Raw genomic sequence first — 25,749 nt, forward strand, 5'->3', positions numbered from 1 at the left:
CCCCGGGAAGCCTCCCGGGGTTTTTCCTTGACCTGGTATAAAAAGGCCTGTAGAATGGCGGCGGAGGTGAACAATGAAGCGGCTTATCGCCCTCGTCCTCCTATGGACCCTGGCCCTGGCCCAGGGCCTCGAGGCCTTCTGGAAGGCGGTGGAGGTGCCCGGTGGGGTCTGCGCCGACGGCTCCCCCTACCGCTTCTACGTGAGCCCCGGGGACCCTAAAAAGGTGGTCATTGACTTCCAGGGGGGCGGGGCCTGCTGGGACCAGGCCACCTGCAACCCCCAAAGCCCCACCTACCGCAAGCGGGTGGACGTGCAGGAGCTCTACCTCGCCCAGGGCATCTACAACCGGATGAGCGTGGCCAACCCCTTCTTCGGCTGGACCCACGTCTTCGTCCCCTACTGCACGGGGGACCTCCACGTGGGCCGGGCCACGGTGGACTACGGGGGCTTCAAGGTCCACCACCAGGGGGCGCGGAACGCCCAGGCCGCCTTGGAGTACGTCTTCCGCAACCACACGAACCCCGAGCGGGTCTTCGTCACGGGGTGCAGCGCCGGGGCCTACGGGGCGGTGCTTTGGGCGGACAAGGTCCTCGCCACCTACAAAAACGCCCAGATCGCCGTCTGCGGCGACGCCGGGGTGGGGGTGGTCACGGGGGACTTCCCGGGCTTTGCCGTCTGGAACCCGCGCCTCCCCGAGCTTCCCGGCCTCTCCTCCCCGCCCAAGGTCGCGGAGGTCTACCGCGCTCTGGCCCAGGCCTACCCCAAGGCGGTCCTCGCCCAGTACACCACCCTCCTGGACGGGACCCAGATCTACTTCTACGCCCTCATGAAGAGGGAGGCCGCCCCCAGCGAGGCCACGGCCCGGGAGTGGGCCGCTTCGGCCCAGGAGGCCGTCTTAACCCCGGCCCAGGCGCCCAACTACACCTTCTACCTCGCCCCGGGAGGCCAGCACTGCATCCTCCCCCGGCCCGAGCTCTACACCTTGAAGGTGGGGGAGGTGAGCTTCCTGGAGTGGCTCAAGGCCCTTGCCGAGGGGAAGACCCCTCCCCGGGTGCGCCCCTGAGGCCGAAGGCGGCGAACCAGGACTTAAGCTCCGGGTAAAGCTCTAGGAGAAGGCGGTGGCCCTTCTTGCGGTCCAGGGGGGCCGCCGCCAAAAAGGCCTTAAGGAGGCGGTCTTGGTCCTTCTGCCGAAGCTCCTCCGCCTTCCGGGTGAAGTGGGCCTGGAACCAGAGGGCGCTTTCCAGGCCGCCCCGCCTCCCCTCGTAGGCGGAGAGGCTCCGCTTTTGGGGCTTCAGCCCCGAAAGGTACCGGCTCCAGGCGAGAAGGGTTTCCAGGAGGTCTTTTTGGGGCGCAAGGCCCAGGAGGAAGAGGTAGTTGGCGAAGAACTCGTCCAGCCACCTGGCCCCGGTGCGGAGCCTCCAGGCCACCTGCAGGGCGTGGGCGTACTCGTGGCCCAGGTTGAGGTCCAAGAAGGCCGGGATCTCCCCCGGGGGCGGCCCCAGGGGGAGGAGGACCTCTCTAAGGCGGTGGAGGAGCCTCTCCGGGTAGGCGAGGGGGGCGTAGACGGAAAGCCCTTCCGGCCCCGCGTGCTGGAAGGGGAGGCCGTAGGGGTAGGGGAGCCTCGCCCGCCAGTCCTTCTCCGAGAGGACGAAGAGGTGCACCGGGGGGAGGGGGGCGTAGCGGACGTAGACCTCCCTTAGGGAGAGGAGGTAGCCCTGGAGGGCCTTGGCCCTTGGGGCCCCGCCCTCGGAGAAGAAGGCGGGGAGGTGGGGGTGGGGGAGGGCCCGCATCAGATCACTTCCCGGAAGCCCACCCGCTCCGCCTGGGCCCTGAGCTCCTCCTTGAGGGCCCTATGCTCGGGGAGGTCCAGGGTGGGGTCCTTCTCCACGATGGCCTTGGCCAGGGCCCGGGCCTTCTCAATGATCCCCGTGTCCTCGGCGAGGTCGCCGAGCCTGAGCTCGGGGTACCCGGACTGCCGCGTGCCGCGGAGCTCCCCGGGTCCCCTGAGCTTCAGGTCCATCTCGGCGATGTAAAAGCCGTCCGTGGACTCCTCCAGGACCTTGAGGCGCTTTAAGGTCTTCTGGCCCGCCTCCCCCGCGAGGAAGATGGCGTAGCCCTGTAGCCCCCCCCGGCCCACCCGGCCCCTTAGCTGGTGGAGCTGGGCGAGGCCGAAGCGCTCGGCGTTTTCCACGATGATGAGGGTGGCCCTGGGGATGTCCACCCCCACCTCCACCACGGTGGTGGAGACCAATAGGTCGTAGTCCCCCCGCCGGAAGGCCTCCATCACCTCGTCCTTCTCCCGGGCGGGCATCCTCCCGTGGAGGAGGGCCAGGCGCACCCCGGGGAGGAGGCCTTGGAGCTCCTCGTAGAGGGTGGTGGCCGCCTTGAGGTCCAGCTCCTCGCTCTCCTCAATGGCCGGGGCCACCACGAAGACCTGGTGGCCCTTTCTCACCTCCTCCCGGGCGAAGGCGTAGGCCTGGAGGCGGAGGCGGTGGGGGAGGACCTTGGTCTTCACCGGGGTCCTTCCGGGAGGCATCTCGTCCAGGACGCTCACCTCCAGGTCCCCGTAGAGGGTTAAGGCCAGGGAGCGGGGGATGGGGGTGGCGGACATGACGAGGACGTCCGGCGGCGTCTGGGCCAGCTTGAGGAGGGCCCGGCGCTGCAGGACCCCAAAGCGGTGCTCCTCGTCCACCACGGCGAGGCCCAGGTCCCTAAAGCCCACCCCCTCCTGGATGAGGGCGTGGGTGCCCACGGCCACCTGGGCCTCCCCCGAGAGGAGGCGGGCCAGGGCGGCCTCCTTCTCCTTGGCCGTCATGGAGCCCAGGAGGAGCTCCACCCTCACCCCCAAGGGGAAGAGGTAGCGGGTGAGGTTTTGGTAGTGCTGCTTGGCCAGGATCTCCGTGGGGGCCATGAGGGCCCCTTGGGCCCCGTTCTTGGCCGCGAGGAAGAGGGCGAAGGCCGCCACCACCGTCTTCCCCGAGCCCACGTCCCCCTGGAGGAGGCGGGCCATCTGGCGGGGGCTTTGCATGTCCTTGGCGATCTCCTCTATGACCCTTTCCTGGGCCCGGGTGAGGGGGAAGGGGAGGGCCTTCTTGAAGGCCTCCACCCAGGCCGCCTCCACCCGGAAGCTCCGGCCGAGCACCGCCCCCCCCGCCTCCAGGAGGGCCTTGAGCTCCAGGAGGAGGTACTCGTCAAACTTCAGGCGGAGGAGGGCCCGCTTCAGGGCCTCCTCGTCCTCGGGGAAGTGGATGGCCTTCAGGGCCTCGGCGTAGGGCATGAGGCCGAGGTCTTTCCGGTAGGCCTCCAGGGGGTCGGGGAGGGGGAGGGCGAGCTCCAGGGCCCTGTGGGCGGTGCGGCGGAGGAAGGCCTGGCTGATCCCCTCCTTGGCGGGGTAGATGGGGACGATCCGCCCGGTGGAGAGGGACTCGGTGCCCTCGTCCTCAAAGTGCTCCACGTAAAGGAGGACCCCGTTTCGCCGCCCCACCCTCCCGGTGACGATGAGGGTGGCCCCCTCCTCAATCTGGGAGAGGACCCAGGGCTGGTTGAACCAGACCAGGGTGAGGCGCCACCCCCAGGCGTCCTGGGCCTTCACCTGGACGAGCTGCATCCCCTTCCTGGGGGTCTTGACGAGCTCCTTGGCGAGGACCTTCACCGCCAGGGTGGCCTTCTGCCCCTCCTCCAGGTAGCGCACCCCCGGGAGGGCCCGGCGGTCCTCGTAGCGGCGGGGGTAGTTGTGGAGCACGTCCCGCACCGTGCGCAGGCCGAGCTCGGAAAGCTTCCTCCGGCTTTGCGGGGGGGCGAGGAGGTGGGCGGGGTCGGAAGGGGCAAGCCTCCTGGGGGAGGCCTGCGCCGGGCCCTGAGGGGGGTTCTGGTCTTCCAGGAGGCGGAGGGCTTCTTGCAAGACCCGCTTCCGCTCCTCCGGGGGCCTTTCCCCGTAGCCCCGGAAGAGCTCCAGGAGCTTGGGGAAGGGGCGGGCGAGGTTTTGCACCAAGGCCTCGAGGCCCCCCACCACCACCCGGTCCCTGGCCCCGTCCTGGAGCTCCCGGAGAAGGGGCTTGAGGAGCCTGGCCTTGAGCTCCTCTTGCGTCACGCCTTCCATGATACCCTTAGGCCTGTGAGCCGCGTGGAGCGCCTACCCAACGGCCTGGTGGTGGCCCTGGAGGAGCGGGACTTCCCCGGGGTCGCCTTCCAGCTTCTGGTCCCCGCCGGGGCGGTGAACGACCCCGAGGGGATGGAGGGGGCGGCCGCCCTCCTCGAGGGGTGGCTCTGGAAGGGGGCGGGGGGCCTGGACGCGAGGGCCCTGGCCCAGGCCTTAGACGCCCTCGGGGTGCGGCGGAGCAGCGGGGCGGGTCTGGAGTACACCGCCTTCGCCGCCGCCTTCCTCCCCGAGGTCCTGGAGGAGGTCTTCCGCCTCTACGCCCTCCTCCTCACGAGGCCCCGCCTCCCCGAGGAGGGCCTGGAGGCGGTGCGGTCCGTGGCCCTCCAGGCCCTCCTCTCCCTGGAGGACCAGCCCGCGAGGAAGCTCCTTTCTGAGCTTCGCCGGAAGGTCTTCCGCTCCCCCCACGGGCGCGAGCCCCTGGGCCGGGAGGAGGACCTGAAGGGGGCGAGGGCCGAGGCCCTGAAGGCGGACTACCGGAGGCGCTACACCCCCAAAGGGGCCATCCTCGCCGTGGCGGGGGGGGTTTCCTGGGAGCGGCTTCGCGCCGCCCTCGAGCCCTTCCTCGCCTGGGAGGGGGAGGAGGCCTATTACCCTGCCCCGGAGCTTTCCGAGCCCCACCGCTTCGTCCTCCGGAGGCCCACGGCCCAGGTGCAGATCGGCCTTGCCTACCCCGACGTGGGCCCCGAGGACCCGGGCTTCTACGCCGCAAGGCTTGCCCTGGAGGTCCTCTCCGGGGGGATGAGTAGCCGCCTCTTCACCGAGGTGCGGGAGAAAAGGGGCCTGGTCTACGCCGTGAGCGCCTTCCCCGCGGGGGTCAAGGGCCGGGGCCTCCTCATGGCCTACGCCGGGACCACCAAGGAGCGGGCGGGGGAGACCCTGGAGGTGCTTCGCGCCGAGGTGGAGCGCCTGGCCGAGGGGGTGACGGAGGAGGAGCTTTCCCGGGCCAAGGTGGGCCTGAAGACCGCCTTGGTGATGGCGGACGAGTCCATCAGGAGCCGCGCCGCCTCCATGGCCCGGGACCTCTACATGCTGGGGAGGGTGCGCCCCCTTTCCGAGATTGAGGCCGCCATTGAGGGGACGGGCCTCGAGGCGGTGAACGCGTTCCTCAGGACCCACCCCTACCGGGACCCCTGGGTGGGGCTTTTGGGGGAGGTGGAGGATGTTTAGGGAAGCCGAGCTTAAAAACGGCCTTCGGGTCATCGCCGAGGTGGTGCCGGGGGCCCGGAGCGTGGCCCTAGGCTACTTCGTGAAGACGGGGGCCCGGGACGAAAGGGAGGAGGAGAGCGGGGTGAGCCACTTCCTGGAGCACATGGTCTTCAAGGGCCCCGAGGACATGGACGCCCTCGCCGTGAACCGGGCCTTTGACCGGATGGGGGCCCAGTACAACGCCTTCACCTCCGAGGAGGCCACCGTCTACTACGGGGCGGTCCTCCCCGAGTTCGCCTACGACCTCCTCGGCCTCTTTTCCAAGCTCCTCCGCCCCGCCCTCCGGGAGGAGGACTTCCAGACGGAGAAGCGGGTGATCCTGGAGGAGATCGCCCGCTACCAGGACCGCCCGGGCTTCATGGCCTACGAGTGGGCCCGCGCCCGCTTCTTCCAGGGGCACCCCTTGGGGAATAGCGTCCTGGGTACGCGGGAGAGCATCACCGCCCTCACCCGGGAAGGGATGGCGGCCTACCATAGGAGGCGCTACCTGCCCAAAAACATGGTCCTCGCCGCCACGGGGCGGGTGGACTTTGACCGCCTCCTCGCCGAGGCCGAGCGCCTCACCGAGGCCTGGCCCGAGGGCGAGGCGGAAAGGGCCTACCCGCCCCTAGCCCCCGTCTTCGGGGTGGAGGAGCGCCCCTACGAGAAGGCCCGGGCCCTCTACCTGGTGGCCCTCTTCCCGGGGGTCGCCTACCAGGAGGAGGCCCGCTTCCCCGGCCAGGTCCTGGCCCATCTCCTGGGGGAGGAGGGCTCGGGCCGGCTCCACTTCGCCCTGGTGGACAAAGGCCTCGCCGAGGTGGCCTCCTTCGGCCTCGAGGAGGCCGACCGGGCCGGGACCTTCCACGCCTACCTTCAGGCGGACCCCGCCCGCAAGGGGGAGGTGCTGGCCGTCCTCCAGGAGGAGCTTGCCCGCCTGGGGCGGGAGGGCGTGGGGGAGGAGGAGGTGGAACGGGCCAAGACCCCCCTCGCCACGGGCCTCGTCTTCGCCGGGGAGACCCCCATGCAGCGGCTTTTCCACCTGGGGATGGAGTACCTCTACACCGGGCGCTACCTCTCCTTGGAGGAGGTGAAGGCTAGGGTCCAAAGGGTCACCTCCCGGGAGGTGAACGCCCTTTTGGAGCGGGGCTTCCTGGAGAAGGGGCTTTACTACCTGGTCCTTCCCCATGGAGCCTAGGGCCTTAGGCGCGGCCCTCCTCACCCTCCTCTTCTGGGCGAGCGCCTTCGCCGCGATCCGGGCGGGGCTTGGGGGCCTAAAGCCCGGCCACCTCGTCCTCCTGCGCTTCCTGGTGGCGGGGGCCCTTCTCCTCCTCTACGCCCGCCTCCGGGGGCTTCCGCCCCCCAGGCGGGAGGACCTGCCCCGGCTCTTCCTCCTCGGGTTCTTGGGCATCACCGTCTACCACACCGCCCTGGTCTACGGGGAGCTCACGGTGAGCGCGGGGGCCGCAAGCCTCCTCATCGCCACGGGGCCCGTTTTCACCGCGCTCCTCTCCCACCTCCTCCTGGGGGAAAGGCTCGGGAGGCGGGGGGTTTTGGGCTTCGGCCTCGCCTTTTTGGGCTCCGCCCTCATCGCCTTCGGGGAGGGGGGAGGGGTGGGGCTTAGCCCCGGGGCGCTTCTCGTCCTCCTCGCGGCCCTCTCCACCTCCTTCTACTTCGTCCTGCAAAAGCCCCTCTTCGGCCGCTACGGGAGCGAGGAGATGACCGTCTACACCCTGCTTCTCGGCACCCTGCCCCTTTTCGCCTTCCTCCCGGGGCTTCCCGAGGCCTTGAGGGAGGCGCCGAGGCCCGCCCTCCTCGCCGCGCTTTACCTCGGGGTCTTCCCCGGGGCTTTGGCCTACCTCACCTGGACCTACGCCCTCTCCCGCACCCCGGCTTCCCGCCTCGCCTCCTTCCTCTACCTCTCGCCCCCCTTGGCCGTCCTCATCGCCTACCTGTGGCTCGGGGAGGTGCCCTCCTTCCTTTCCCTCCTGGGCGGGGGGGTCGCCCTCCTCGGGGTCCTCCTGGTGAACCTCCGGGCGTAGAATGGGCCGGGGTGAGCGCCATGGAGGTCAAGCGGATCGGCGTGGTGGGTGCGGGGCAGATGGGAAGCGGCATCGCCCAGGTGGCGGCAAGCGCAGGCTACGAGGTGGTCCTGGTGGACGTGGCCGAGGGCTTCCTGGAAAGGGGCCTCGCCGCCATAAGGCGCTCTTTGGGCAAGTTCCTGGAGAAGGGGAAGATCACCCAGGAGGCCCACGACGAGGCCCTTAGGCGGATCCGGACGAGCCTAAGCCTCGAGGCCCTCAAAGACGCCGACCTCATCGTGGAGGCCATCGTGGAGGACGAGGGGGAGAAGCGGAGGCTCTTTGAGCGCCTGGGGGCCCTGGCCAAGCCCGAGGCCATCCTCGCCAGCAACACCAGCTCCATCCCCATCACCGCCCTCGCCCGCTCCTCGGGGCGGCCGGAGCGCTTCATCGGCATGCACTTTTTCAACCCCGTGCCCCTCATGCCCCTCGTGGAGGTGATCCGGGGGGAGCTCACCTCCGAGGAAACCCGGGACGTGGTGGTGGAGGTGGCGAGGCGCATGGGGAAGACCCCCCTCGAGGTCCAGGACTACCCCGGCTTCGTCTCCAACCGCCTCCTCATGCCCATGATCAACGAGGCCATAGAGGCCCTCCGCGAGGGGGTGGCCACCAAGGAGGCCATTGACGGCGTCATGCGCCTGGGGATGAACCACCCCATGGGGCCCTTGGAGCTTGCCGACTTCATCGGCCTGGACACCTGCCTCGCCATCATGGAGGTCCTCCACCGGGGCTTTGGGGACGACAAGTACCGGCCTTCTCCCCTCCTTCGCCGCATGGTCCAGGCGGGGCTTTTGGGCCGCAAGACGGGGCGGGGCTTTTACGTCTACGACGAGAAAGGGAACAAGATAGGCTAGACCCTGAGGCAACCCTTTTAGAAGGCCGCTAGGTTTAGCGGCCTTCTTCTACACTAGAAGGTGAAATGCCAACGCCGATGATTAGGTTCCGCGGGGAGTACTTGGAGGCCGTGGCCTCCGGGCGCAAAACCTGCACGCTGAGGTTCAAGCGGCCAAAGCTCCAGCCGGGCGACCGGGTGCGCCTGGCCTTCGGGCGGCGGGACAGGCCGACCATCCTCGAGGCCGTGGTCCGGGAGGTGGCCGAGCTCCACATCCCGGGGGAGGTGGAGGTGGTGCGGGTCTGGCTGGAGGCTCCCACGGACGAGGAGGCCGAGCGCCTGTGGGAGACGATGGCAGCGGAACAGGAGGGCCTGCCGTCGCCTTCCTACGGTGAGCTCCTGGATCGGGCCTGCCAGGACTCCGGCACGGACCTCCTGGACCTCCTGGTGGATATGGTCTACGCCAACACGGACACGGTATGGGCCATATGGTTTGAGGTGGTAGACGCTTAGGTTTGGGTGGCGATGCCTCTACCTACATGGAAGCTCTTCCATACCCCGGGGGTATACTGGGGCCATGGAGCTTCCCCGCGCGTTCGGCCTCCTTCTCCACCCCACGAGCCTCCCCGGCCCCTACGGCGTGGGCGTCCTGGGCCAGGAGGCCCGGGACTTCCTGCGCTTCCTGCGGGAGGCGGGGGGGCGGTACTGGCAGGTCCTCCCCTTGGGCCCCACGGGCTACGGCGACTCCCCCTACCAGTCCTTCAGCGCCTTCGCGGGAAACCCCTACCTGGTAGACCTCAGGCCCCTCGCAGAGCGGGGCTACGTGCGCCTGGAGGACCCCGGCTTCCCCCAAGGCCGGGTGGACTACGGCCTCCTCTACGCCTGGAAGTGGCCCGCGCTTAAGGAGGCCTTCCGGGGCTTCCAGGAAAAGGCCCCCCCGGAGGAGCGGGAGGACTTCGCCGCCTTCCGGGAAAAGGAGGCCTGGTGGCTTGAGGACTACGCCCTCTTCATGGCCCTGAAGGGGGCGCACGGGGGGCTTCCCTGGAACCGGTGGCCCCTTCCCCTGAGGAAACGGGAAGAGCAGGCCCTGAAGGAGGCGAAAAGCGCCCTGGCCGAGGAGGTGGCCTTCCACGCCTTCACCCAGTGGCTCTTCTTCCGCCAGTGGGGGGCCCTGAAGGCCGAGGCCGAGGCGTTGGGCATCCGGATCCTCGGGGACATGCCCATCTTCGTGGCCGAGGACTCCGCCGAGGTCTGGGCCCACCCCGAGTGGTTTCACCTGGACGAGGAGGGCCGCCCCACGGTGGTGGCCGGGGTGCCCCCCGACTACTTCTCGGAGACGGGCCAGCGCTGGGGCAACCCCCTCTACCGCTGGGACGTTCTGGAGCGGGAGGGGTTCTCCTTCTGGATCCGCCGCCTGGAAAAGGCTCTGGAGCTCTTCCACCTGGTGCGCATAGACCACTTCCGCGGCTTTGAGGCCTACTGGGAGATCCCCGCAAGCTGCCCCACGGCGGTGGAGGGGCGCTGGGTCAAGGCCCCGGGGGAGAAGCTTTTCCAGAAAATCCAGGAAACTTTCGGCCAGGTGCCCATCTTGGCCGAGGACCTGGGGGTCATCACCCCCGAGGTGGAGGCCCTGCGCGACCGCTTCGCCCTTCCCGGGATGAAGGTCCTCCAGTTCGCCTTTGACGACGGGATGGAAAACCCCTTCCTCCCCCACAACTACCCTCCCCACGGGCAGGTGGTGGTCTACACCGGCACCCACGACAACGACACCACCCTGGGCTGGTACCGCACGGCCACGCCCCACGAGAAGGCCTTCATGGCGCGGTACCTGGCGGACTGGGGGATCACCTTCCGGGAAGAGGAGGAGGTGCCCTGGGCCCTGATGCGCCTGGGGATGAAGTCCGCGGCCCGGCTCGCCGTCTACCCGGTGCAGGACGTTTTGGCCTTGGGCAGCGAGGCCCGGATGAACTACCCGGGAAGGCCCTCGGGCAACTGGGCCTGGCGGCTCCTTCCGGGAGGGCTTTCCCCGGAGCACGGGGAGAGGCTTAAGGCCATGGCCGAGGAGACCGAACGGGCATAAAAAGCCCCAGGCTGGAGACCAGCCTGGGGCTTGGAAAGGCCTTTAGCCTAGGGCCTTCTTGACCAGCTCCACGATCTCGTCAATGGTGTCGGCCACGGGGATGCCCGCCTCGGCGAAGGCCCGGAGCTTGGACTCCGGCGTGCCCACGTTGCCCATGATGATGGCCCCGGCGTGGCCCATGCGCTTGCCCTTGGGGGCGGAGCGGCCGCCGATGAAGCCCACCACGGGCTTCTTCATGTGGGCCTTCACCCACTCCGCCGCCTCCTCCTCGTCAGAGCCGCCGATCTCCCCGATGAGCACCACGGCCTCCGTCTCCGGGTCCTCGTTGAAGAGGGGGAGGAGGTCCTTGAAGGTGGTGCCGATGACGGGGTCGCCCCCGATGCCCACGGTGGTGGTGGTGCCGAGGCCCGCCTGGGAAAGGGCGGCCGCGGCCTCGTAGGTGAGGGTGCCGGAGCGGCTGATGAGCCCCACCCGGCCCCGCTTGAAGACGTGGCCCGGCATGATGCCGATCTTGGTCTCCTCGGCGCTGATGATGCCGGGGCAGTTCCCCCCGATGAGGCGGCTTCCCAGGGCCTTGATCTCCTCCACCGCCTTCACCATGTCCAGGGTGGGGATGCCCTCGGTGATGAGGACGATGAGGGGGATCCCGGCGTGGGCCGCCTCCAGGGCGGCGTCCGCGGCCATGGGGGCGGGGACGAAGATGATGGAGGCGTCCACCTCGTGGTTCGCCACCGCCTCCTTCACCGTGTCGTAGACGGGGACCCCTAGGACCTCCGCTCCCCCTTTGCCCGGGGTGACCCCGGCCACGATCTTGGTGCCGTAGGCGAGCATCTGCTGGGTGTGGAACTGCCCCTCCCGGCCGGTGATGCCCTGGACCAGGACCCGGGTGTCGCGGTTCACCAGGATCACGCCGCACCTCCCACCATGGCCACGATGGCCTTGGCCGCCTCAATGGACGTGGGGTACATGTAGATGGGCTTCCCCTCCAGAAGCTTCTTGGCCTCCTCCTCGGCGGTGCCCGCCACCCGCATCACCACGGGCTTGGTGAGGAGCCCCTCCTCCAGGGCGCGGATCACCCCCTTGGCCACCTCGTCCGCCCGGGTGATGCCGCCGAAGATGTTGATGAAGACCCCCTTGACGTCGGGGTCCTTGAGGACCACCTTGAGGGCGTTGTAGACCACCTCGGCCTTGGCCCCGCCGCCGATGTCCAGGAAGTTGGCGGGCCTGCCCCCCACCCGGTTCACCAGGTCCAGGGTGTACATCACGAGGCCCGCCCCGTTGCCGATGATGCCGATGTTGCCGTCAAGCTTCACGTAGGCGAAGCCGTAGTTGCTGGCCTCCACCTCCAGGGGGTGCTCGGCCTCCACCTCCCTGAGCTCGGCCAGGTCGGGGTGGCGGAAGAGGGCGTTGTCGTCCAGGACGATCTTGGCGTCGGCGGCCACCACCTGGCCGTCCGTGGTCACCACCAGGGGGTTGATCTCGGCGATGGAGGCGTCCACGCCCTCGTAGGCCCGGTAGAGGGCCACCAGGACCTGGGCGAGCTTGTTCAGGTTGCCCTCGAGCCCCGCCCGCCTCACCATCTCCCGGGCCTCAAAGGGGCGGAAGCCCTTGTGGGGGTCAATCCAGAACTTGTGGATGGCCTCGGGGCGCTCCGCGGCCACCTCCTCAATGTCCACGCCCCCCTCCTTGGAGAGCATCAGGACCACCCGCTTCTTGGCCCGGTCCAGGATGAGGCCGGCGTAGTACTCCTTGGCGATGTCCACCGCCTCGGCCACCAGGACCTTCTTCACGGTGAGGCCCTTGATGTTCATGCCCAGGATGGCCTGGGCCTTCTCGTAGGCCTCCTGGGGGGTGTCGGCGAGCTTCACCCCGCCCGCCTTTCCTCTCCCGCCCACGTGGACCTGGGCCTTGATGACCACCCGCTTGCCGAACTCCTCGGCGATCCTCTTCGCCTCGTCCGGGGTGTAGGCCACCTTGCCGGGAGGCACCGGCACCCCGTAGCGGGCCAGGATCTCCTTGGCTTGATACTCGTGCAGGTTCAAGCTCCACCTCCTTGGCCGGCCAAGGCCGAAGGGCATTATACCCTGGTCCCAGGGAGGCTAAGGCCTTAAAGTGAGGAAATAAAGGAGGCCTTTGTGGAAAAAGGCAACAGCGCTTTGGCCCTAGGGGCGGCCCTCGTCCTTTTGGGCCTTTTGCTCCTCCTGCAGGCTCTGGGGTTCGCCGTGGGCCAGGCGGTTTTAGGCCTCGTGGCCTTGGGGGCGGGCGGAGGATTTTTGGTGGCCCGCGGGCAGAACCCGGGTCTTTGGTGGGCCCTGATCCCCGGATTTGCCCTTTTGGGCCTTGGGGGGGCGTTGCTCCTCCAGGGTCCCCTAGGCGGGGTGCTCTTTTTCCTGGGGCTAGGGGCGGGCTTTTGGGCGGTCTTTTTTCTCCATCGCGAGCACTGGTGGGCGGTGATCCCGGGAGGGGTTTTGACCACCTTGGCCCTGGTGGCCTTCGCGGAGGCGGTGTGGCCTAGGGTGGAGGCCGGGGGGCTTCTCTTCCTGGGCCTCTCCCTCACCTTCGGTTTCCTTTACTTCCTGGGCCACCGCTGGGCCCTGTGGCCTGCGTTAGGGGTGTTGGTGCCCTTGGCCTTAGCCCTCGAGCCCCTGAGGGAGTTATGGGCCTACGCCTTTCCCCTGGCCTTGGTGGCCCTGGGGCTTTACCTGATCTGGCGGGCTAGGCCTCGCTAGCGGGCCGGGCGAAGAAGAGACGGCCCACCTGGGTCTGGATGGCCTGGGTTACCACCACCTCAATCTCCTGCCCCCGGTAGCGGCTCCCCCCGTCCACCACCACCATGGAGCCGTCCTCCAGGTAGCCCACCCCCTGGTGGGGCTCCTTCCCCTCCTTGAGGACCAAAAGCTTCAGGGTGTCCCCCACCTGGAGCTGGGGCCTCAAGGCCTGGGCCAGGGCCTGGACGGAGAGGGCCTTCACCCCGTAGATCCGGGCCATCTGCAGGAGGGCCAGGTCGTTCGTCACCAAAGCCGCCCCCAGCTCCCGGGCGAGGAAGAGGAGCTTTTCGTCCACCGTCTCCCCCTTGGGGGCCTCCTCCAGCACCTCCAGGGGCAGGTGCTCCTTGAGCCTCTCCAGGGCCTCGAGGCCCCGCCTCCCCTTGGCCCGCCTTAGGGGGTCTTGGCTGTCGGCGAAGTGCTGGAGCTCCTTCAGGACGAAGTGGGGCACGTAGAGGGGGCCTTCCAGAAAGCCCGTGGCCGCCACCTCGGCGAGGCGCCCGTCCACCAGGACGCTGGTGTCCAGCACCTTGCCCCCCTGGGGGCGGCGCTCCTTTTGGGGCGGGCGGAGGTACTCCTTGTACCCCAGGGCCAGGTAGGAGAAGAGCCCCGCCAGGAAGAGGGCCAGGAGGAGGCTGTGGTGGGGGCCGAAGCCCGGCACCTGGGAGAGGAGGGTGGTGAGGAGCACGGTGAGGAGGAGGCCCAAGGTGGCCCCCAGGGTGAGGGCCACGGGCACCTCGGGGGGGAGGGCCCGCACGCGGGCGAGGGCCCTTTCCAAGAGGGCCTCCAGCCTGGGGGCCAGGAGGACCCCGCCCAGGAAGCCCGCCACGGCCAGGTAGAGCCGGTTCAGGGAGAGGAAGCCGGCGGAGCGGGGAAGAAGCCCCAGGCCCTCCAGGGCCACCGCGCCCTGGTAGCCCAAGAAGGCGAAGAGAAGGTAGAGGAGAAGGCGTCCCGTCATCCTAGGTACCGCTCCACCGCTTCCCCCAGGCTTTTGGTGTTCCCGGGGTGCAGGAAGCGGGCGAAGCCCGCCCGCTTCCCCTCCCTAAGCCGCCTTTCCAGGCCGGTGACGCTCCGCACCTCCCCCAAAAGCCCCACCTCGCCCACGGCCGCCAGGTCCTGGGGTAAGGGCCTTCCCACCACCGCAGAATACACCGCCAGGGCCACGGCCAGGTCCAGCCCCGGGTCCAAGACCCTAAGCCCCCCCGCCAGGTTCACGTAGACGTCCAGGTTGGCGAGGGGCAGGCCGAGCCGCCTTTCCAACACCGCCAAGACCATGTCCACCCGCCTCCCGTCCAGCCCCTGGACCACCCGGCGGGGGGCGGGGAAGGGGGTCTTGGCGGCCAGGGCCTGGACCTCGAGGGCCAAGGCCCTTTCCCCGGCCAGGGCCAGGGCGATGGCGCTTCCCGGCACCCCAAGGGGCCTTTCCAGGAGGAAGGCCTCCGAGGGGTTTTGCACCTCCAAAAGCCCCTCTTCTTCCATCCGGAAGACCCCGAGCTCCCCCACGGGGCCGAAGCGGTTCTTGGCGCTCCTCAGGACCCGGTAGACCCCGGCGGTCTCCAGGTAGAGGGTGGCGTCCACGGCGTGCTCCACGCTCTTGGGCCCCGCCACCACCCCCTCCTTGGTCACGTGCCCCACCAGGACCACGGCGGCCCCGCTCTCCTTGGCGAAGCGGACGAAGGCGGAGGTGGCCTCCCGCACCGCCACCAGGCTTCCCGGGCTCCCTCCGGCCTCTATGGTCTGCACGGAGTCCACGAAAAGGGCCTCAGGCGGGGAGGCCTCCAGGAAGGGGAGGAGGGAGTCTAAGCGCGTCTCCCGGAGGAGAAGGAGGTCCTTCACCCCAAGCCGCCGGGCCCGGAGCTTGATCTGGGCTGGGGACTCCTCCCCCGCCAGGTAGTAGACCCTTTGGGGCATCCTCCGGGCCATCTCCAGGAGGAGGGTGCTCTTGCCCACCCCGGGCTCCCCGCCCAGGAGGACCACCTCCCCCGGCACGAACCCCCCGCCCAGGACCCGGTCCACCTCGGAAAGCCCCGAGGAGAAGCGCCGCTCCTCCCCTTCGTCCACCTGGGCGAGGGAAAGGAGGGCGGGGGAAGGCCCCGGCGCCTCCTTCCGGGCTTGGGGAGCGGCCTCCTGGAAGCTTCCCCAGGCCCCGCACCCCGGGCAGCGCCCCAGGGGTTTGGGGGTGCGGTAGCCGCACTCCACGCAGACGTAGCTCGCCTTCTCCTGCCGCCTCACGCCGGGGGCGCACCTACACCAGGAACTCCTCCGCCTCGTGGAAGGCCAGGTGCCCGTCCTCCACGCTCACGTAGAGGCGGCCCGCCGGCTTCTTGAGGAGGGCCAGGGAGAGGGGGTCTTCAATGCGCTCGCGGATGACCCCGCGGATGGCCCGGGCGCTTCCCGTCTTGGGGGCCTGGGCCACCACGAAGTGGGCCACCTCGGGGGCGAAGGCCACCTCAATGTCCCGGCTCCGCAGCTCCTTCTGGATCTCGTCCAGCATGAGCCGGGCCACCTGCACCAGCTCCTCCTCGGTGAGGGGGCGGAAGCGGATGACCTCGTCCAGGCGGTCCAGGAACTCGGGGGTGAAAAGGGCCTTGAGGGGGGACTCCGTGTCCACCTCCTTGGAGGTGAAGCCGATGGCGGGGCCCACGTTGTAGCCGGTGTTGGAGGTCATGATGAGGATGACCCGGCGGAAGTCCACGGTGCGGCCCATGCCGTCGGTGAGGCGCCCCTCGTCCAGCACCTGGAGGAAGGTGTTGTAGATGTCGGGGTGGGCCTTCTCAATCTCGTCCAGGAGGACCACGCTGAAGGGCTGGCGGCGCACGGCCTCCGTGAGGCGGCCCCCCTGCTCGTAGCCCACGTACCCCGGCGGGGCCCCGATGAGCTTGGAGATGGAGTGGGGCTCCTGGAACTCGGACATATCAAAGCGGATGAGGGCCCGCTCGGAGCCAAAGAGGACCTCGGCCAGGGCCTTGGCGAGCTGGGTCTTGCCCACGCCGCTTTGTCCCACGAAGAGGAAGCTCGCCGCCACCCGGGTCCTTCCCCCGAGGCCCACCCGGGCCCGGCGGAGGGCGCTCGCCAGGGCGCGGATGGCCTCCTCCTGGCCCACCACCCGCTTCCTCAGCTCCTCCTCCAGGTGCATGAGCCTCTCGTCGTCCTTGTCGTCCACGTAGACCCCGCCCCAGGAGTCCACCACCGCCTCAATGTCCTCCCGGGTGACGATGGGGGTGCCGTCCTCCTCCTCGGCCACGGGGAGGCCCAAGGAGGCGTTCAGGCGCACCCTCGAGGCCGCCTCGTCAATGAGGTCAATGGCCTTGTCGGGGAAGTTGCGCCCGGGAAGGGAGCGGATCCCGATCTTCACGGAGAGCTCCAGGATCTCGTCGGGGATGATCACCCCGTGGTGGGCCTCGTACCGGGGGCGGAGGCCCTTGAGGATCTCCAGGGTCTCCTCCGGGGAGGGCTCGAGGACGATCACCGGCTGGAAGCGCCGTTCCAGGGCGGCGTCCTTCTCTATGTAGCGGTGGTACTCCCCGGTGGTGGTGGCCCCGATGACCTGGATCTCCCCCCGGGCCAGGGCGGGCTTCAGGATGTTGGCGGCGTCCAGGGTGCCCTCGGCCCCCCCGGCCCCGATCAGGGTGTGGAGCTCGTCAATGAAGGCGATGACCTTGGCGTTCTTGAGCTCCTCAATGATCTGGCGCAGGCGCTCCTCAAACTCCCCCCGGTACTTGGTGCCCGCCACCACCCCGGCGAGGTCAATGGCCACCACCCGGGCCCCCTTGAGGATGGGGGGCACCCGGCCCTCCACGATGGCCTGGGCCAGGCCCTCCACGATGGCCGTCTTGCCCACCCCTGGGTCGCCGATGAGCACGGGGTTGTTCTTGGTGCGCCGGGCGAGGATCTGGATCACCCGGTTGATCTCCTCCTGGCGGCCGATCACCGGGTCCAGCTTCCCCTCCCGGGCCTCCTTGGTGAGGTCGCGGCCGTATTCGTCCAGGAAGGGGGTGTTCACGGGCTTTTCCCGCTCGCGCCCCTCGGCCATGGCCAGGATGCGCCAGCGGATGGCGTCCACGTCCTTGGCGAAGTGGCTGAGGATGCGGTAGGCGATCCCGTCCCCCTCGCGGATGATGCCCAGGAGGATGTGCTCCGTGCCGATGACAGAAGCCCCCATGTTGCGGGCCTCGGCGCTGGCGAGCTCCATTACCCTCCGGGCCCTCGGGGTGATGGCCGGGGGCTCCCCGGTGCGGCTCCCCTCGCCCCGGCCCACCAGCTCCTCCACCATGCGGCGCATGGCCTCGAGGCTCGCCCCGTACTCCTGGAGGATGCGGGCCGCCGTACCCCCCTCGCGCATCAGGCCCAGGAGGAGGTGCTCTGGGCCGATCATGGAGTGGCCTAAACGGCTCCCCTCCTCCCTTGCGTAGTGGAAAACCAGCCTGGCGCGATCGTCGTACCTGTTCATGCTCCCCTCGTCACCTATTCTAGCCTAAGGCCCCTCCCCTTGGGGGTTTATGCCCGGGCTCACCTTAGGCCCCATCGGTTAAGATGCCCTCTAACCGGGGGGCTCGCCCCCTTTGGGGAGGAAGCATGCCTGCGGAAACCCTGGACGAACTGGTGGCGCTTTGCAAGCGGCGTGGGTTCATCTTCCAAGGCTCGGAGATCTACGGGGGCCTCCAGGGCACCTACGACTACGGGCCCTTGGGCGTGGAGCTCAAGAACAACCTCAAGCAGGCCTGGTGGCGGCGGAACGTCTACGAGCGGGACGACATGGAGGGCCTGGACGCCAGCGTCCTCACCCACCGCCTCGTCCTCCACTACTCCGGGCACGAGGCCACCTTCGCCGACCCCATGGTGGACAACCGCCTCACCAAGAAGCGCTACCGCCTGGACCACCTCCTGAAGGAACAGCCGGAGGAGGTCCTAAAGAGGCTTTACCGGGCCATGGAGGTGGAGGAGGGGAACCTCCACGCCCTGGTCCAGGCGATGATGCAGGCCCCCGAAAGGGCCGGGGGGGCGATGACGGCGGCCGGGGTCCTGGACCCCGCAAGCGGGGAGCCCGGGGACTGGACCCCGCCCCGCTACTTCAACATGATGTTCAAGACCTACGTGGGCCCCGTGGAGGAGGAGGCCGCCTTGGCCTACCTCCGCCCCGAGACCGCCCAGGGCATCTTCATCAACTTCAAAAACGTCCTGGACGCCACGAGCCGCAAGCTCCCCTTCGGCATCGCCCAGATCGGCAAGGCCTTCCGCAACGAGATCACGCCCAGGAACTTCATCTTCCGGGTGCGGGAGTTTGAGCAGATGGAGATTGAGTACTTCGTCCGCCCCGGGGAGGACGAGCACTGGCACCGCTACTGGGTGGAGGAGCGCCTCAAGTGGTGGCAGGAGATGGGCCTAAGCCGGGAGAACCTCGTCCCCTACCAGCAGCCCCCCGAGGAGCTCGCCCACTACGCCAAGGCCACCGTGGACCTCCTCTACCGCTTCCCCCACGGCCTGGAAGAGCTCGAGGGCATCGCCAACCGCACGGACTTTGACCTGGGGAGCCACACCAAGGACCAGGAGGCCCTGGGGATCACCGCCAAGGTCTTGAAGAACGAGCACTCCACCCAGCGCCTCGCCTACCGCGACCCCGAGACGGGGAAGTGGTTCGTCCCCTACGTGATTGAGCCCTCCGCCGGGGTGGACCGGGGGGTCTTGGCCCTCCTCGCCGAGGCCTTCACCCGGGAAGAGCTTCCGAACGGAGAAGAGCGCATCGTCCTCAAGCTCAAGCCCCAGCTCGCCCCCATCAAGGTGGCGGTGATCCCCCTGGTGAAAAACCGTCCGGAGATCACCGAGTACGCCAAGCGCCTGAAGGCCAGGCTCCAGGCCCTGGGCCTGGGGCGCATCCTCTACGAGGACACGGGCAACATCGGCAAGGCCTACCGCCGCCACGACGAGGTGGGCACCCCCTTCGCCGTCACCGTGGACTACGACACCATCGGCCAGAGCAAGGACGGCACCACCAAGCTCAAGGACACGGTCACGGTGCGGGACCGGGACACCATGGAGCAGATCAGGCTTCACGTGGACGAGCTGGAGGGCTTCCTTCGGGAGAGGCTTAGGTGGTAAGCTGGAGGAACGATCCGTTTTTGAGGGACCCGAAGTGGCGCAAAACCGGAAGCACTGGAAGGAGGTTCTGGCTCAGCTGGAGGCGCGCATAGAGGAGCATTGGCGGAAGATCCGGGAAGAGGAAGCTAGACCTCAACCCAACTGGGGCGTCATCGCCCACTGGGAGCGGGAGATCCGGTCATGGGAAAGAAGAAGGGAACGCATCTTACGGCGCCTAGGCAGGAGGTCCTAGGCATCCCCGAGCCGATCTGGCGGGAGCTTTGGGAAGAGGTAGAGCGGGCACGGGCGCTCTACCAGGAGATGCAGGTGGCCCCTTCCCGCGAGCTGGAGCGGGAACTCTTTGGCGCCTTGACCCACCTGGTGGGCCACGTGAGCGCCATGTGGGAAGAGGCCGAGTTTCTAGAGGAGGACGCATGAGGGTGGCCGTGGTGGGGGCCACGGGGGCCGTGGGGCGGGAGATCCTCAAGGTCCTCGAGGCCCGAAACTTTCCCCTAAGCGACCTCAGGCTCTACGCCTCCCCCCGCTCCGCCGGGGTGCGCCTCGCTTTTAGGGGCGAGGAGATCCCCGTGGAGCCCCTGCCCGAGGGGCCTTTGCCTGTAGACCTCGTCCTGGCGAGCGCCGGGGGGGCGCTTTCCAAGGCCAAGGCCTTGGTCTGGGCGGAGGGCGGGGCCCTGGTGGTGGACAACTCCAGCGCCTGGCGCTACGAGCCCTGGGTGCCCCTGGTGGTGCCCGAGGTGAACCGGGAGAAGATCTTCCAGCACCGGGGGATCATCGCCAACCCCAACTGCACCACGGCCATCCTGGCCATGGCCCTTTGGCCCCTGCACCGGGCCTTTCAGGCCAAGCGGGTCATCGTGGCCACCTACCAGGCGGCTTCCGGGGCCGGGGCCAAGGCCATGGAGGAGCTCCTTACCGAGACCCACCGCTTCCTCCACGGGGAGGCCCCCAAGGCCGAGGCCTTCGCCCACCCCCTCCCCTTCAACGTCATCCCCCACATTGACGCCTTCCAGGAAAACGGCTACACCCGCGAGGAGATGAAGGTGGTCTGGGAGACCCACAAGATCTTCGGGGACGACACCATTAGGATCAGCGCCACGGCGGTGCGGGTGCCCACTTTAAGGGCCCACGCCGAGGCGGTGAGCGTGGAGTTCGCCCGCCCCGTGACCCCGGAGGCGGCCCGGGAGGTCCTCAAGGAGGCCCCGGGGGTGGAGGTGGTGGACGAGCCCGGGGCCAAGCGCTACCCCATGCCCCTCACCGCAAGCGGCAAGTGGGACGTGGAGGTGGGGAGGATCCGGAAAAGCCTCGCCTTTGAGAACGGCCTGGACTTCTTCGTGGTGGGGGACCAGCTCCTGAAGGGGGCCGCCCTAAACGCCGTGCAGATCGCCGAGGAGTGGCTTAAGGGCGCCTGAGCCAAAGCCAGTACTCCAGGTTCCCCTCCTTCCCCGGGAGGGGGCTTTCCGCTTCCCCCAGGGCCTGGAAGCCCAGGGCCAAGGCCTTTTCCCGCACCCGCCTTAGGGCCTCCCGCCGCTTCGCCTCCTCCCGCACCACCCCCTTGTGGGCCTTGGGCCCCAGCTCAAACTGAGGCTTCACCAGGACCAGGGCCTCTCCCCCAGGGCGCAGGAGCCCTAAGACCTTGGGGAGGAGGAGGGTGGAGGAGATGAAGGAAACGTCCATCACCACGAGGTCCACGGGCTCAGGCAGGACCAGGGTGCGGGCGTCCTCTTCCTCCAGGGCCACCACCCGGGGGTCTTCCCGGAGGCGGGGGTGGAGCTGGCCCTTGCCCACGTCCACGGCGTAGACCCGCCTCGCCCCTCGCTCCAAAAGGACCTGCGTGAACCCCCCGGTGCCCGCCCCGAGGTCGGCGCACACCTTCCCCTCCACCGCCACGGGGAAGGCGGAAAGGGCCCCGAGGAGCTTGTAGGCCCCCCGGCCCACGTAGCGCTCCTCCTCCAAGAGCTCCACCCTGGCCCCTTCGGGCACGGGGTGGGCGGGCTTTTGCACCACCTTGCCCCCCACCCGCACCTTGCCCTCCTGGATCAGGCGCTTGGCCTTCTCCCGGCTTTCCACCAGGCCCCGTTCCACCAGGTAGCGGTCCAGGCGCACAAGGGTATTATGGGGGGGTGGCGCCCGACCTTTCCGGGACCTGGTACGTTTTGGAGGGAGACCCGGGGGAGCACCTGGTGGTGGAGGCCTTGGGGGAGAGGCTTTCCGGCATCTGGACCAGCCGGGAGCTGGCCGAGGCCTTCCTGGCCCACCACCCCCACCTGGGGATGCGGGTGAGCGCCTTGGAGGGCCGGGCCCTGAAGGAGGCCTTCTTGAGGGCCCTCGGGATGCTCCAGGTGGAGGCGGTCATGGTGGACTACCGCCCCGGGACCCACCGGGCGCAGGTGGCTAGGGTAAAGGACCTTCTGGAGGAGGTGCGGCGTGCGTAGGCTTTTGGCGGCCCTTTTTCTGGTCTTGGCCTTCGGCGTGGCCCAGCGGGCCGAGCTCAGCGTGGGTAGCCCCTTCGGCCTCCAAGGGGGGGTGCGCTTCCCCCTCCTTCCCCTTCTCCTGGACGGGCGGGCCTACGGGGGGGTGGGCCTCGAGGCCTTGGGGGGAGGGGCGGACCTCCTCCTGAAGCTTCCCCTCACGGACCTCTACCTGGGCCTCGGGGCCTTCTACGGCACGGGCCCCGCCCTGAGCTACCCTCCGGACGGGCGGGGCCAAGGGGGGCTCAGGGCGGTCCTCGGCACCTGGCTCAACCTGCCTCTTCCCCTCCTCGGGGCTTACCTGGAAATCCACCCCACCTACTACCTCGCCCCCACCCAGGGCTTCGGGGTGGGGGCGGCGGTGGGCCTGAGCGTGGGGCTTTAGGCCTTGTACCCCTCCTTCAGGGGGACGATGCGGTTCATCACCAAGGCGCCGGGCCTCGAGTCCACGGGGTCCTGCCAGAAGTAGCCCAGGCGCTCCAGTTGGTAGCGGGTGTCCTTGGGGTCTTGGGCCACGCTGGGCTCAAGGAAACCCCGCTTCACCACCAGGGCCTCGGGGTTCAGGTTCTTTAGGAAGTCCCCCCCTTCCTCCGGGTCCTTGGTGAGGAAGAGGCGGTTGTAAAGCCGAAACTCCACGGGCAGGGCGTGGCGGGCGGAGACCCAGTGGATCACCCCCTTGGGCTTCGGGCCTTCCTCGGGGTTCGCCCCCAAGGTCCCGGGGACGATGCGGGCCTTCAGGAGCTTCACCTCGCCCCCTTCCTCCACCACGTCCTCAAGCTCTAGGACGTAGGCGTGCCTCAGGCGCACCCTCTGCCCCGGGGCGAGGCGCTTCCAACCTTTAGGGGGGTTCAGGCTGAAGTCCGTGCGCTCAATGTAGAGCTCCGGGGAGAAGGGGAGGGGCCGGCTTCCCTCCTTGGGGATGTCCCGGGGCCAGTAGGGGGCCTCGAGCCACTCCTCCCCCTCGTAGTTGGTGAGGACCACCTTCAGGGGCTCCACCACGCCCAAGACCCTGGGGGCGATGGGGTTCAGGTCGTCCCGCACCACCTCCTCAAAGAGGTCCATCTCAATCTGGGCCTCGTTGCGGGAGATCCCCGTCTTGCGCACGAACTCCACGATGGCCTCGGGCCTCACCCCCCTCCGCCTCAGGCCCCTCAGGGTGGGGAGCCTGGGGTCGTCCCAGCCCGAGACGTACCCCCCTTCCACCAGCCTGATGAGCTTCCTCTTGGAGAGCACGGTGTGGCTTAGGTCCAGCCGGGCGAACTCGTACTGGTGGGGCCTGGGGGAGGTGGGAAGCCCGCACTTCCCCTTGAGGTTTTCAATGACCCAGTCGTAGACGGCGCGGTTGTTCTCAAACTCCAGGGTGCAGAGGGAGTGGGTGACCCCCTCTATGAAGTCCTCCAGGGGGTGGGCGAAGTCGTACATGGGGTAGACCACCCACTTGTCCCCAACGTGGTAGTGGGGGGCGTGGACGATGCGGTAGAGCACGGGGTCGCGGAGCTTGAAGTTGGGGTGGGCGGGGTCAATCTTGGCCCTCAAGACCCGGCTTCCCGTGGGGAACTCCCCCCGGCGCATCCTCTCAAAGAGCTCCAGGTTCTCCTCCACGCTCCTTTCTCGGTAGGGGCTCGGCTTCCCCTGGGCCCTTAGGGCGCTCATCTCCTCCTCGGGGAGGTCGTCCACGTAGGCCTTGCCCTCCCGAATGAGAACCAGGGCGCACTGATACATGGTCTCAAAGTAGTCCGAGGCGTAGAGGACCCGGGTGGGCCGGAAGCCCAGCCAGCCCACGTCCTCCTCAATGGCCCGGGCGTACTCCTCCTTCTCCGTCTCGGGGTTGGTGTCGTCAAAGCGCAGGTTGCACTCCCCGCCGTAGTCCAGGGCGAGGCCGAAGTTCAAGACGAGGCTCCGGGCGTGGCCGATGTGGAGGTAGCCGTTGGGCTCCGGGGGAAAGCGGGTGACGAGCTTGGCGTACTTCCCCTCCTTGAGGTCCCGCTCCACGATCTCGGTGATGAAGCACTCGGGGACAAGGCCCATAAGGAGAGTCTACTCAGAACCTGGGCGGCCGCTTCTCAAAGAAGGCCCGGATCCCCTCCCTCAGGTCCCCGGTCTCCCGCACCCAGGCGTTGGCCAAGGCGGCGAGGCGGAAGCCGTCCTCGAGGCCCATCCCCGGTAAGGAGAGGAGGAGCTCCTTGGTGAGGCGGAGCGAGGTGGGGGCGTTCTTCGCCACCTCCTCCGCTAAGGCCTTCGCCTCCTCCAGGGCCTTTCCTAAAGGGGCGATGCGGTTTACCAGGCCCAGGGCCTTGGCTTCCTCTGCCCCCACGAGCCTTCCCGTGAGGAGGAGGTCCTTGGCGGCCTTCTCCCCCACGGCCCGCACCAGGATCACCGAAACCAAGGCGGCCACGAAGCCGATCTTCACCTCGGTGTAGCCGAGCCTTGCCTCCTCGTCCATGACCACCAGGTCGCAGGCGGTGGCAAGCCCCGCCCCCCCCGCCACCGCTGGCCCGTTCACCGCGGCCACCGTGGGCTTGGGGTAGGTGTAGAGGCGGTGGAAGAGGCGCATGAGGGAGAGGGAGTGGCGGTAGTTCTCCTCGGCGCCGAGCTCCGTGACCCTTTCCAAGAAGGCCAGGTCCGCCCCGGCGCTAAAGGCTTTCCCCCTTCCCGTGAGGACCACCGCCCGCACCCCGGGGTTGGCCTCGAGGCGGTCCAGGGCCTCCAGGAGGCCCGCCACCATCTCGGGGGAGAGGGGGTTGCGGCGCTCGGGATCGTTCAGGAACACCGTGGCCACGAGACCTTCTTCCACCTGGACCATGCCCCCATTGTAGCCGAGGGGCTTTTCCTGCTACACTCCCCTTAGCCCGCAAAGGGTGCCGTAGAAGCCTAGCGGGCGAGGAGGTGGTGTAGATAAAGGAGTACCTGACCAACGAACGCATCCGTGCGAAACAGGTCCGCGTCATCGGCGCCGACGGGCAGCAGCTCGGCATCATGGACACCCGGGAGGCCCTGCGCCTGGCCCAGGAGCAGGACCTGGACCTGGTCCTGGTGGGCCCCACCGCCGACCCCCCCGTGGCCCGCATCATGGACTACTCCAAGTGGCGCTACGAGCAGCAGGTGGCGGAGAAGGAGGCCCGGAAGAAGGCCAAGCGCACCGAGGTGAAGTCCATCAAGTTCCGGGTCAAGATTGACGAGCACGACTATCAGACCAAGCTGGGGCATATCAAGCGCTTCCTGGAGGAAGGCCACAAGGTCAAGGTGACCATCATGTTCCGGGGACGGGAGATGGCCCACCCCGAGCTGGGGGAGAGGCTTCTCCAGCGGGTGGCCGAGGACCTCAAGGGGATGGCGGTGGTGGAGATGAAGCCCGAGATCCTCGGCCGGGACATGAACATGCTCCTGGCCCCGGCCAAGGTGTCGGCCTAGACCCGGTAGCCTCCCTCTGGTATAGTGGGAAGGCTTTGGGGAGCACCCAAGACCCCCGCTGGGGGCGCTTCCCAGGGCGGAGGAGGCTTATGCCGAAGATGAAGACCCACAAGGGCGCCAAGAAGCGGGTCAAGATCACCGCTTCGGGCAAGGTGGTGGCCATGAAGACGGGCAAGCGGCACCTGAACTGGCACAAGTCGGGGAAGGAGGTCCGCCAGAAGGGGCGGAAGTTCACCCTGGCCAAGCCGGAAGCGGAGCGGATCAAGCTCCTCCTGCCCTACGAGTGAGGAGGTAAGGGATGCCGCGCGCCAAAACCGGATTCGTCCGCCGCAGGAAGCACAAGAAGATCCTGAAGCTGGCCAAGGGGTACTGGGGCCTGCGCTCCAAGAGCTTCCGCAAGGCCCGGGAGACCCTCTTCGCCGCCGGGAACTACGCCTACCGGGACCGCAAGCGGCGGAAGCGGGACTTCCGCAGGCTCTGGATCGTGCGCATCAACGCCGCTTGCCGCCAGCATGGCATGAACTACTCCAGCTTCATCCACGGCCTGAAGCAGGCGGGGGTGGAGCTGGACCGCAAGGTCCTGGCCGACCTTGCGGTGCGGGAGCCCGAGGCCTTCGCCGAGCTGGTGGAGCGGGCCAAGGCGGCCCGGGCGTAAGGCCCGAGGAAGGGGCGCCG

General features: G+C 68.5%; 26 protein-coding genes. 16 read left to right on the forward strand and 10 right to left on the reverse strand.

Annotated elements, in window-relative coordinates:
- Positions 1–73: 73 nt before the first annotated feature.
- Positions 74–1,063 (forward strand): pectin acetylesterase-family hydrolase, encoded by a 990-nt coding sequence (locus tag BLP62_RS02420; RefSeq protein ID WP_093005503.1) that lies wholly within the window; start codon positions 74–76, stop codon positions 1,061–1,063.
- Here the strand turns inward: BLP62_RS02420 and BLP62_RS02425 are convergent.
- A complete protein-coding gene (locus BLP62_RS02425; protein WP_093005505.1) occupies positions 1,017–1,790 on the reverse strand; it encodes a hypothetical protein in 774 nt (257 codons plus the stop codon). The genes BLP62_RS02420 and BLP62_RS02425 overlap by 47 nt on opposite strands.
- A complete protein-coding gene (recG, locus tag BLP62_RS02430) occupies positions 1,790–4,099 on the reverse strand; it encodes an ATP-dependent DNA helicase RecG (RefSeq protein ID WP_093005507.1) in 2,310 nt (769 codons plus the stop codon). Before recG ends, BLP62_RS02425 begins: the two co-directional genes overlap by 1 nt.
- A gap of 15 nt (positions 4,100–4,114) precedes the next feature.
- Here recG and BLP62_RS02435 point away from each other — a divergent pair, with 15 nt between their 5' ends.
- The 6 genes from BLP62_RS02435 (at position 4,115) to malQ (ending at position 10,334) form a co-directional block, all read left to right on the forward strand.
- A complete protein-coding gene (locus BLP62_RS02435) occupies positions 4,115–5,326 on the forward strand; it encodes a M16 family metallopeptidase (RefSeq protein ID WP_093005674.1) in 1,212 nt (403 codons plus the stop codon).
- Complete coding sequence (locus tag BLP62_RS02440) at positions 5,319–6,539, forward strand: M16 family metallopeptidase (protein WP_093005509.1); 1,221 nt, start codon at positions 5,319–5,321, stop codon at positions 6,537–6,539. Before BLP62_RS02435 ends, BLP62_RS02440 begins: the two co-directional genes overlap by 8 nt.
- Complete coding sequence (locus BLP62_RS02445) at positions 6,529–7,383, forward strand: DMT family transporter (RefSeq protein ID WP_093005511.1); 855 nt, start codon at positions 6,529–6,531, stop codon at positions 7,381–7,383. Before BLP62_RS02440 ends, BLP62_RS02445 begins: the two co-directional genes overlap by 11 nt.
- A 20-nt stretch (positions 7,384–7,403) precedes the next feature.
- Positions 7,404–8,276: a 3-hydroxyacyl-CoA dehydrogenase family protein gene (locus BLP62_RS02450; protein ID WP_093005676.1), complete on the forward strand. Its 873-nt coding sequence runs from the start codon at positions 7,404–7,406 to the stop codon at positions 8,274–8,276.
- 77 nt (positions 8,277–8,353) lie between these two features.
- Positions 8,354–8,767: an ASCH domain-containing protein gene (locus BLP62_RS13685; protein WP_093005513.1), complete on the forward strand. Its 414-nt coding sequence runs from the start codon at positions 8,354–8,356 to the stop codon at positions 8,765–8,767.
- A gap of 64 nt (positions 8,768–8,831) precedes the next feature.
- Positions 8,832–10,334, forward strand: coding sequence for a 4-alpha-glucanotransferase (gene malQ / locus BLP62_RS02460; protein WP_093005515.1), 1,503 nt, complete (start codon positions 8,832–8,834; stop codon positions 10,332–10,334).
- A 42-nt stretch (positions 10,335–10,376) separates the two neighbouring features.
- Here the strand turns inward: malQ and sucD are convergent, their stop codons facing one another.
- Positions 10,377–11,243 carry a succinate--CoA ligase subunit alpha gene (gene sucD, locus BLP62_RS02465; protein WP_093005517.1) on the reverse strand — a complete coding sequence of 289 codons (867 nt, stop codon included), beginning with the start codon at positions 11,241–11,243 and terminating at the stop codon, positions 10,377–10,379.
- Positions 11,240–12,376 (reverse strand): ADP-forming succinate--CoA ligase subunit beta, encoded by a 1,137-nt coding sequence (gene sucC, locus BLP62_RS02470; protein WP_420918347.1) that lies wholly within the window; start codon positions 12,374–12,376, stop codon positions 11,240–11,242. The genes sucD and sucC overlap by 4 nt, the downstream gene beginning before the upstream one ends.
- A gap of 93 nt (positions 12,377–12,469) precedes the next feature.
- On the opposite strand from sucC, the gene BLP62_RS02475 reads away from it, so the two are divergent.
- A complete protein-coding gene (locus BLP62_RS02475; RefSeq protein ID WP_093005521.1) occupies positions 12,470–13,063 on the forward strand; it encodes a hypothetical protein in 594 nt (197 codons plus the stop codon).
- Here the strand turns inward: BLP62_RS02475 and BLP62_RS02480 are convergent.
- The 3 genes from BLP62_RS02480 to BLP62_RS02490 are packed head-to-tail and all read right to left on the reverse strand — an operon-like array spanning position 13,050 to position 17,549.
- Positions 13,050–14,057, reverse strand: a complete 1,008-nt coding sequence (locus BLP62_RS02480) for a PIN/TRAM domain-containing protein (protein ID WP_093005523.1) — start codon at positions 14,055–14,057, stop codon at positions 13,050–13,052. The genes BLP62_RS02475 and BLP62_RS02480 overlap by 14 nt on opposite strands.
- On the reverse strand, positions 14,054–15,331 hold the full coding sequence (gene radA, locus BLP62_RS02485; RefSeq protein ID WP_093005525.1) for a DNA repair protein RadA: 1,278 nt from the start codon (positions 15,329–15,331) through the stop codon (positions 14,054–14,056). The genes BLP62_RS02480 and radA overlap by 4 nt, the downstream gene beginning before the upstream one ends.
- A gap of 13 nt (positions 15,332–15,344) precedes the next feature.
- Positions 15,345–17,549 carry an ATP-dependent Clp protease ATP-binding subunit gene (locus BLP62_RS02490; protein ID WP_093005527.1) on the reverse strand — a complete coding sequence of 735 codons (2,205 nt, stop codon included), beginning with the start codon at positions 17,547–17,549 and terminating at the stop codon, positions 15,345–15,347.
- Between the two features lie 125 nt (positions 17,550–17,674).
- Here BLP62_RS02490 and BLP62_RS02495 point away from each other — a divergent pair, with 125 nt between their 5' ends.
- The 3 genes from BLP62_RS02495 (at position 17,675) to BLP62_RS02510 (ending at position 20,604) form a co-directional block, all read left to right on the forward strand.
- Positions 17,675–19,195, forward strand: coding sequence for a glycine--tRNA ligase (locus BLP62_RS02495; protein WP_093005529.1), 1,521 nt, complete (start codon positions 17,675–17,677; stop codon positions 19,193–19,195).
- A 180-nt stretch (positions 19,196–19,375) separates the two neighbouring features.
- The gene (locus BLP62_RS02505; RefSeq protein WP_011172631.1) at positions 19,376–19,612 is read left to right on the forward strand and encodes a hypothetical protein; all 237 of its coding nucleotides are present in this window, start codon (positions 19,376–19,378) and stop codon (positions 19,610–19,612) included.
- Positions 19,609–20,604, forward strand: coding sequence for an aspartate-semialdehyde dehydrogenase (locus BLP62_RS02510; protein WP_093005533.1), 996 nt, complete (start codon positions 19,609–19,611; stop codon positions 20,602–20,604). The genes BLP62_RS02505 and BLP62_RS02510 overlap by 4 nt, the downstream gene beginning before the upstream one ends.
- On the opposite strand, the gene BLP62_RS02515 is transcribed toward BLP62_RS02510, so the two are convergent.
- On the reverse strand, positions 20,591–21,298 hold the full coding sequence (locus BLP62_RS02515; RefSeq protein ID WP_093005535.1) for a TlyA family RNA methyltransferase: 708 nt from the start codon (positions 21,296–21,298) through the stop codon (positions 20,591–20,593). The two genes, BLP62_RS02510 and BLP62_RS02515, sit on opposite strands and share 14 nt — an antisense overlap.
- 17 nt (positions 21,299–21,315) lie before the next feature.
- Here BLP62_RS02515 and BLP62_RS02520 point away from each other — a divergent pair, with 17 nt between their 5' ends.
- Entirely contained in the window at positions 21,316–21,627 is a 312-nt protein-coding gene (locus tag BLP62_RS02520; RefSeq protein WP_093005537.1) for a DUF3234 domain-containing protein, read from the forward strand.
- Positions 21,620–22,048, forward strand: coding sequence for a hypothetical protein (locus tag BLP62_RS02525; RefSeq protein ID WP_093005539.1), 429 nt, complete (start codon positions 21,620–21,622; stop codon positions 22,046–22,048). The genes BLP62_RS02520 and BLP62_RS02525 overlap by 8 nt, the downstream gene beginning before the upstream one ends.
- On the opposite strand, the gene BLP62_RS02530 is transcribed toward BLP62_RS02525, so the two are convergent.
- The gene (locus tag BLP62_RS02530) at positions 22,045–23,691 is read right to left on the reverse strand and encodes a glutamine--tRNA ligase/YqeY domain fusion protein (RefSeq protein WP_093005541.1); all 1,647 of its coding nucleotides are present in this window, start codon (positions 23,689–23,691) and stop codon (positions 22,045–22,047) included. The two genes, BLP62_RS02525 and BLP62_RS02530, sit on opposite strands and share 4 nt — an antisense overlap.
- A 13-nt stretch (positions 23,692–23,704) precedes the next feature.
- Positions 23,705–24,466: an enoyl-CoA hydratase/isomerase family protein gene (locus tag BLP62_RS02535; protein ID WP_093005543.1), complete on the reverse strand. Its 762-nt coding sequence runs from the start codon at positions 24,464–24,466 to the stop codon at positions 23,705–23,707.
- Positions 24,467–24,558: 92 nt separating this feature from the next.
- Here BLP62_RS02535 and infC point away from each other — a divergent pair, with 92 nt between their 5' ends.
- The 3 genes from infC (at position 24,559) to rplT (ending at position 25,729) form a co-directional block, all read left to right on the forward strand.
- Entirely contained in the window at positions 24,559–25,074 is a 516-nt protein-coding gene (gene infC / locus BLP62_RS02540) for a translation initiation factor IF-3 (RefSeq protein ID WP_093005545.1), read from the forward strand.
- 89 nt (positions 25,075–25,163) lie between these two features.
- Positions 25,164–25,361, forward strand: a complete 198-nt coding sequence (gene rpmI / locus BLP62_RS02545) for a 50S ribosomal protein L35 (RefSeq protein ID WP_093005547.1) — start codon at positions 25,164–25,166, stop codon at positions 25,359–25,361.
- A gap of 11 nt (positions 25,362–25,372) precedes the next feature.
- On the forward strand, positions 25,373–25,729 hold the full coding sequence (rplT, locus tag BLP62_RS02550) for a 50S ribosomal protein L20 (RefSeq protein WP_093005549.1): 357 nt from the start codon (positions 25,373–25,375) through the stop codon (positions 25,727–25,729).
- The last annotated feature ends 20 nt before the right edge of the window (positions 25,730–25,749 follow it).

Source organism: Thermus arciformis (assembly GCF_900102145.1).
Lineage (GTDB): Bacteria > Deinococcota > Deinococci > Deinococcales > Thermaceae > Thermus > Thermus arciformis.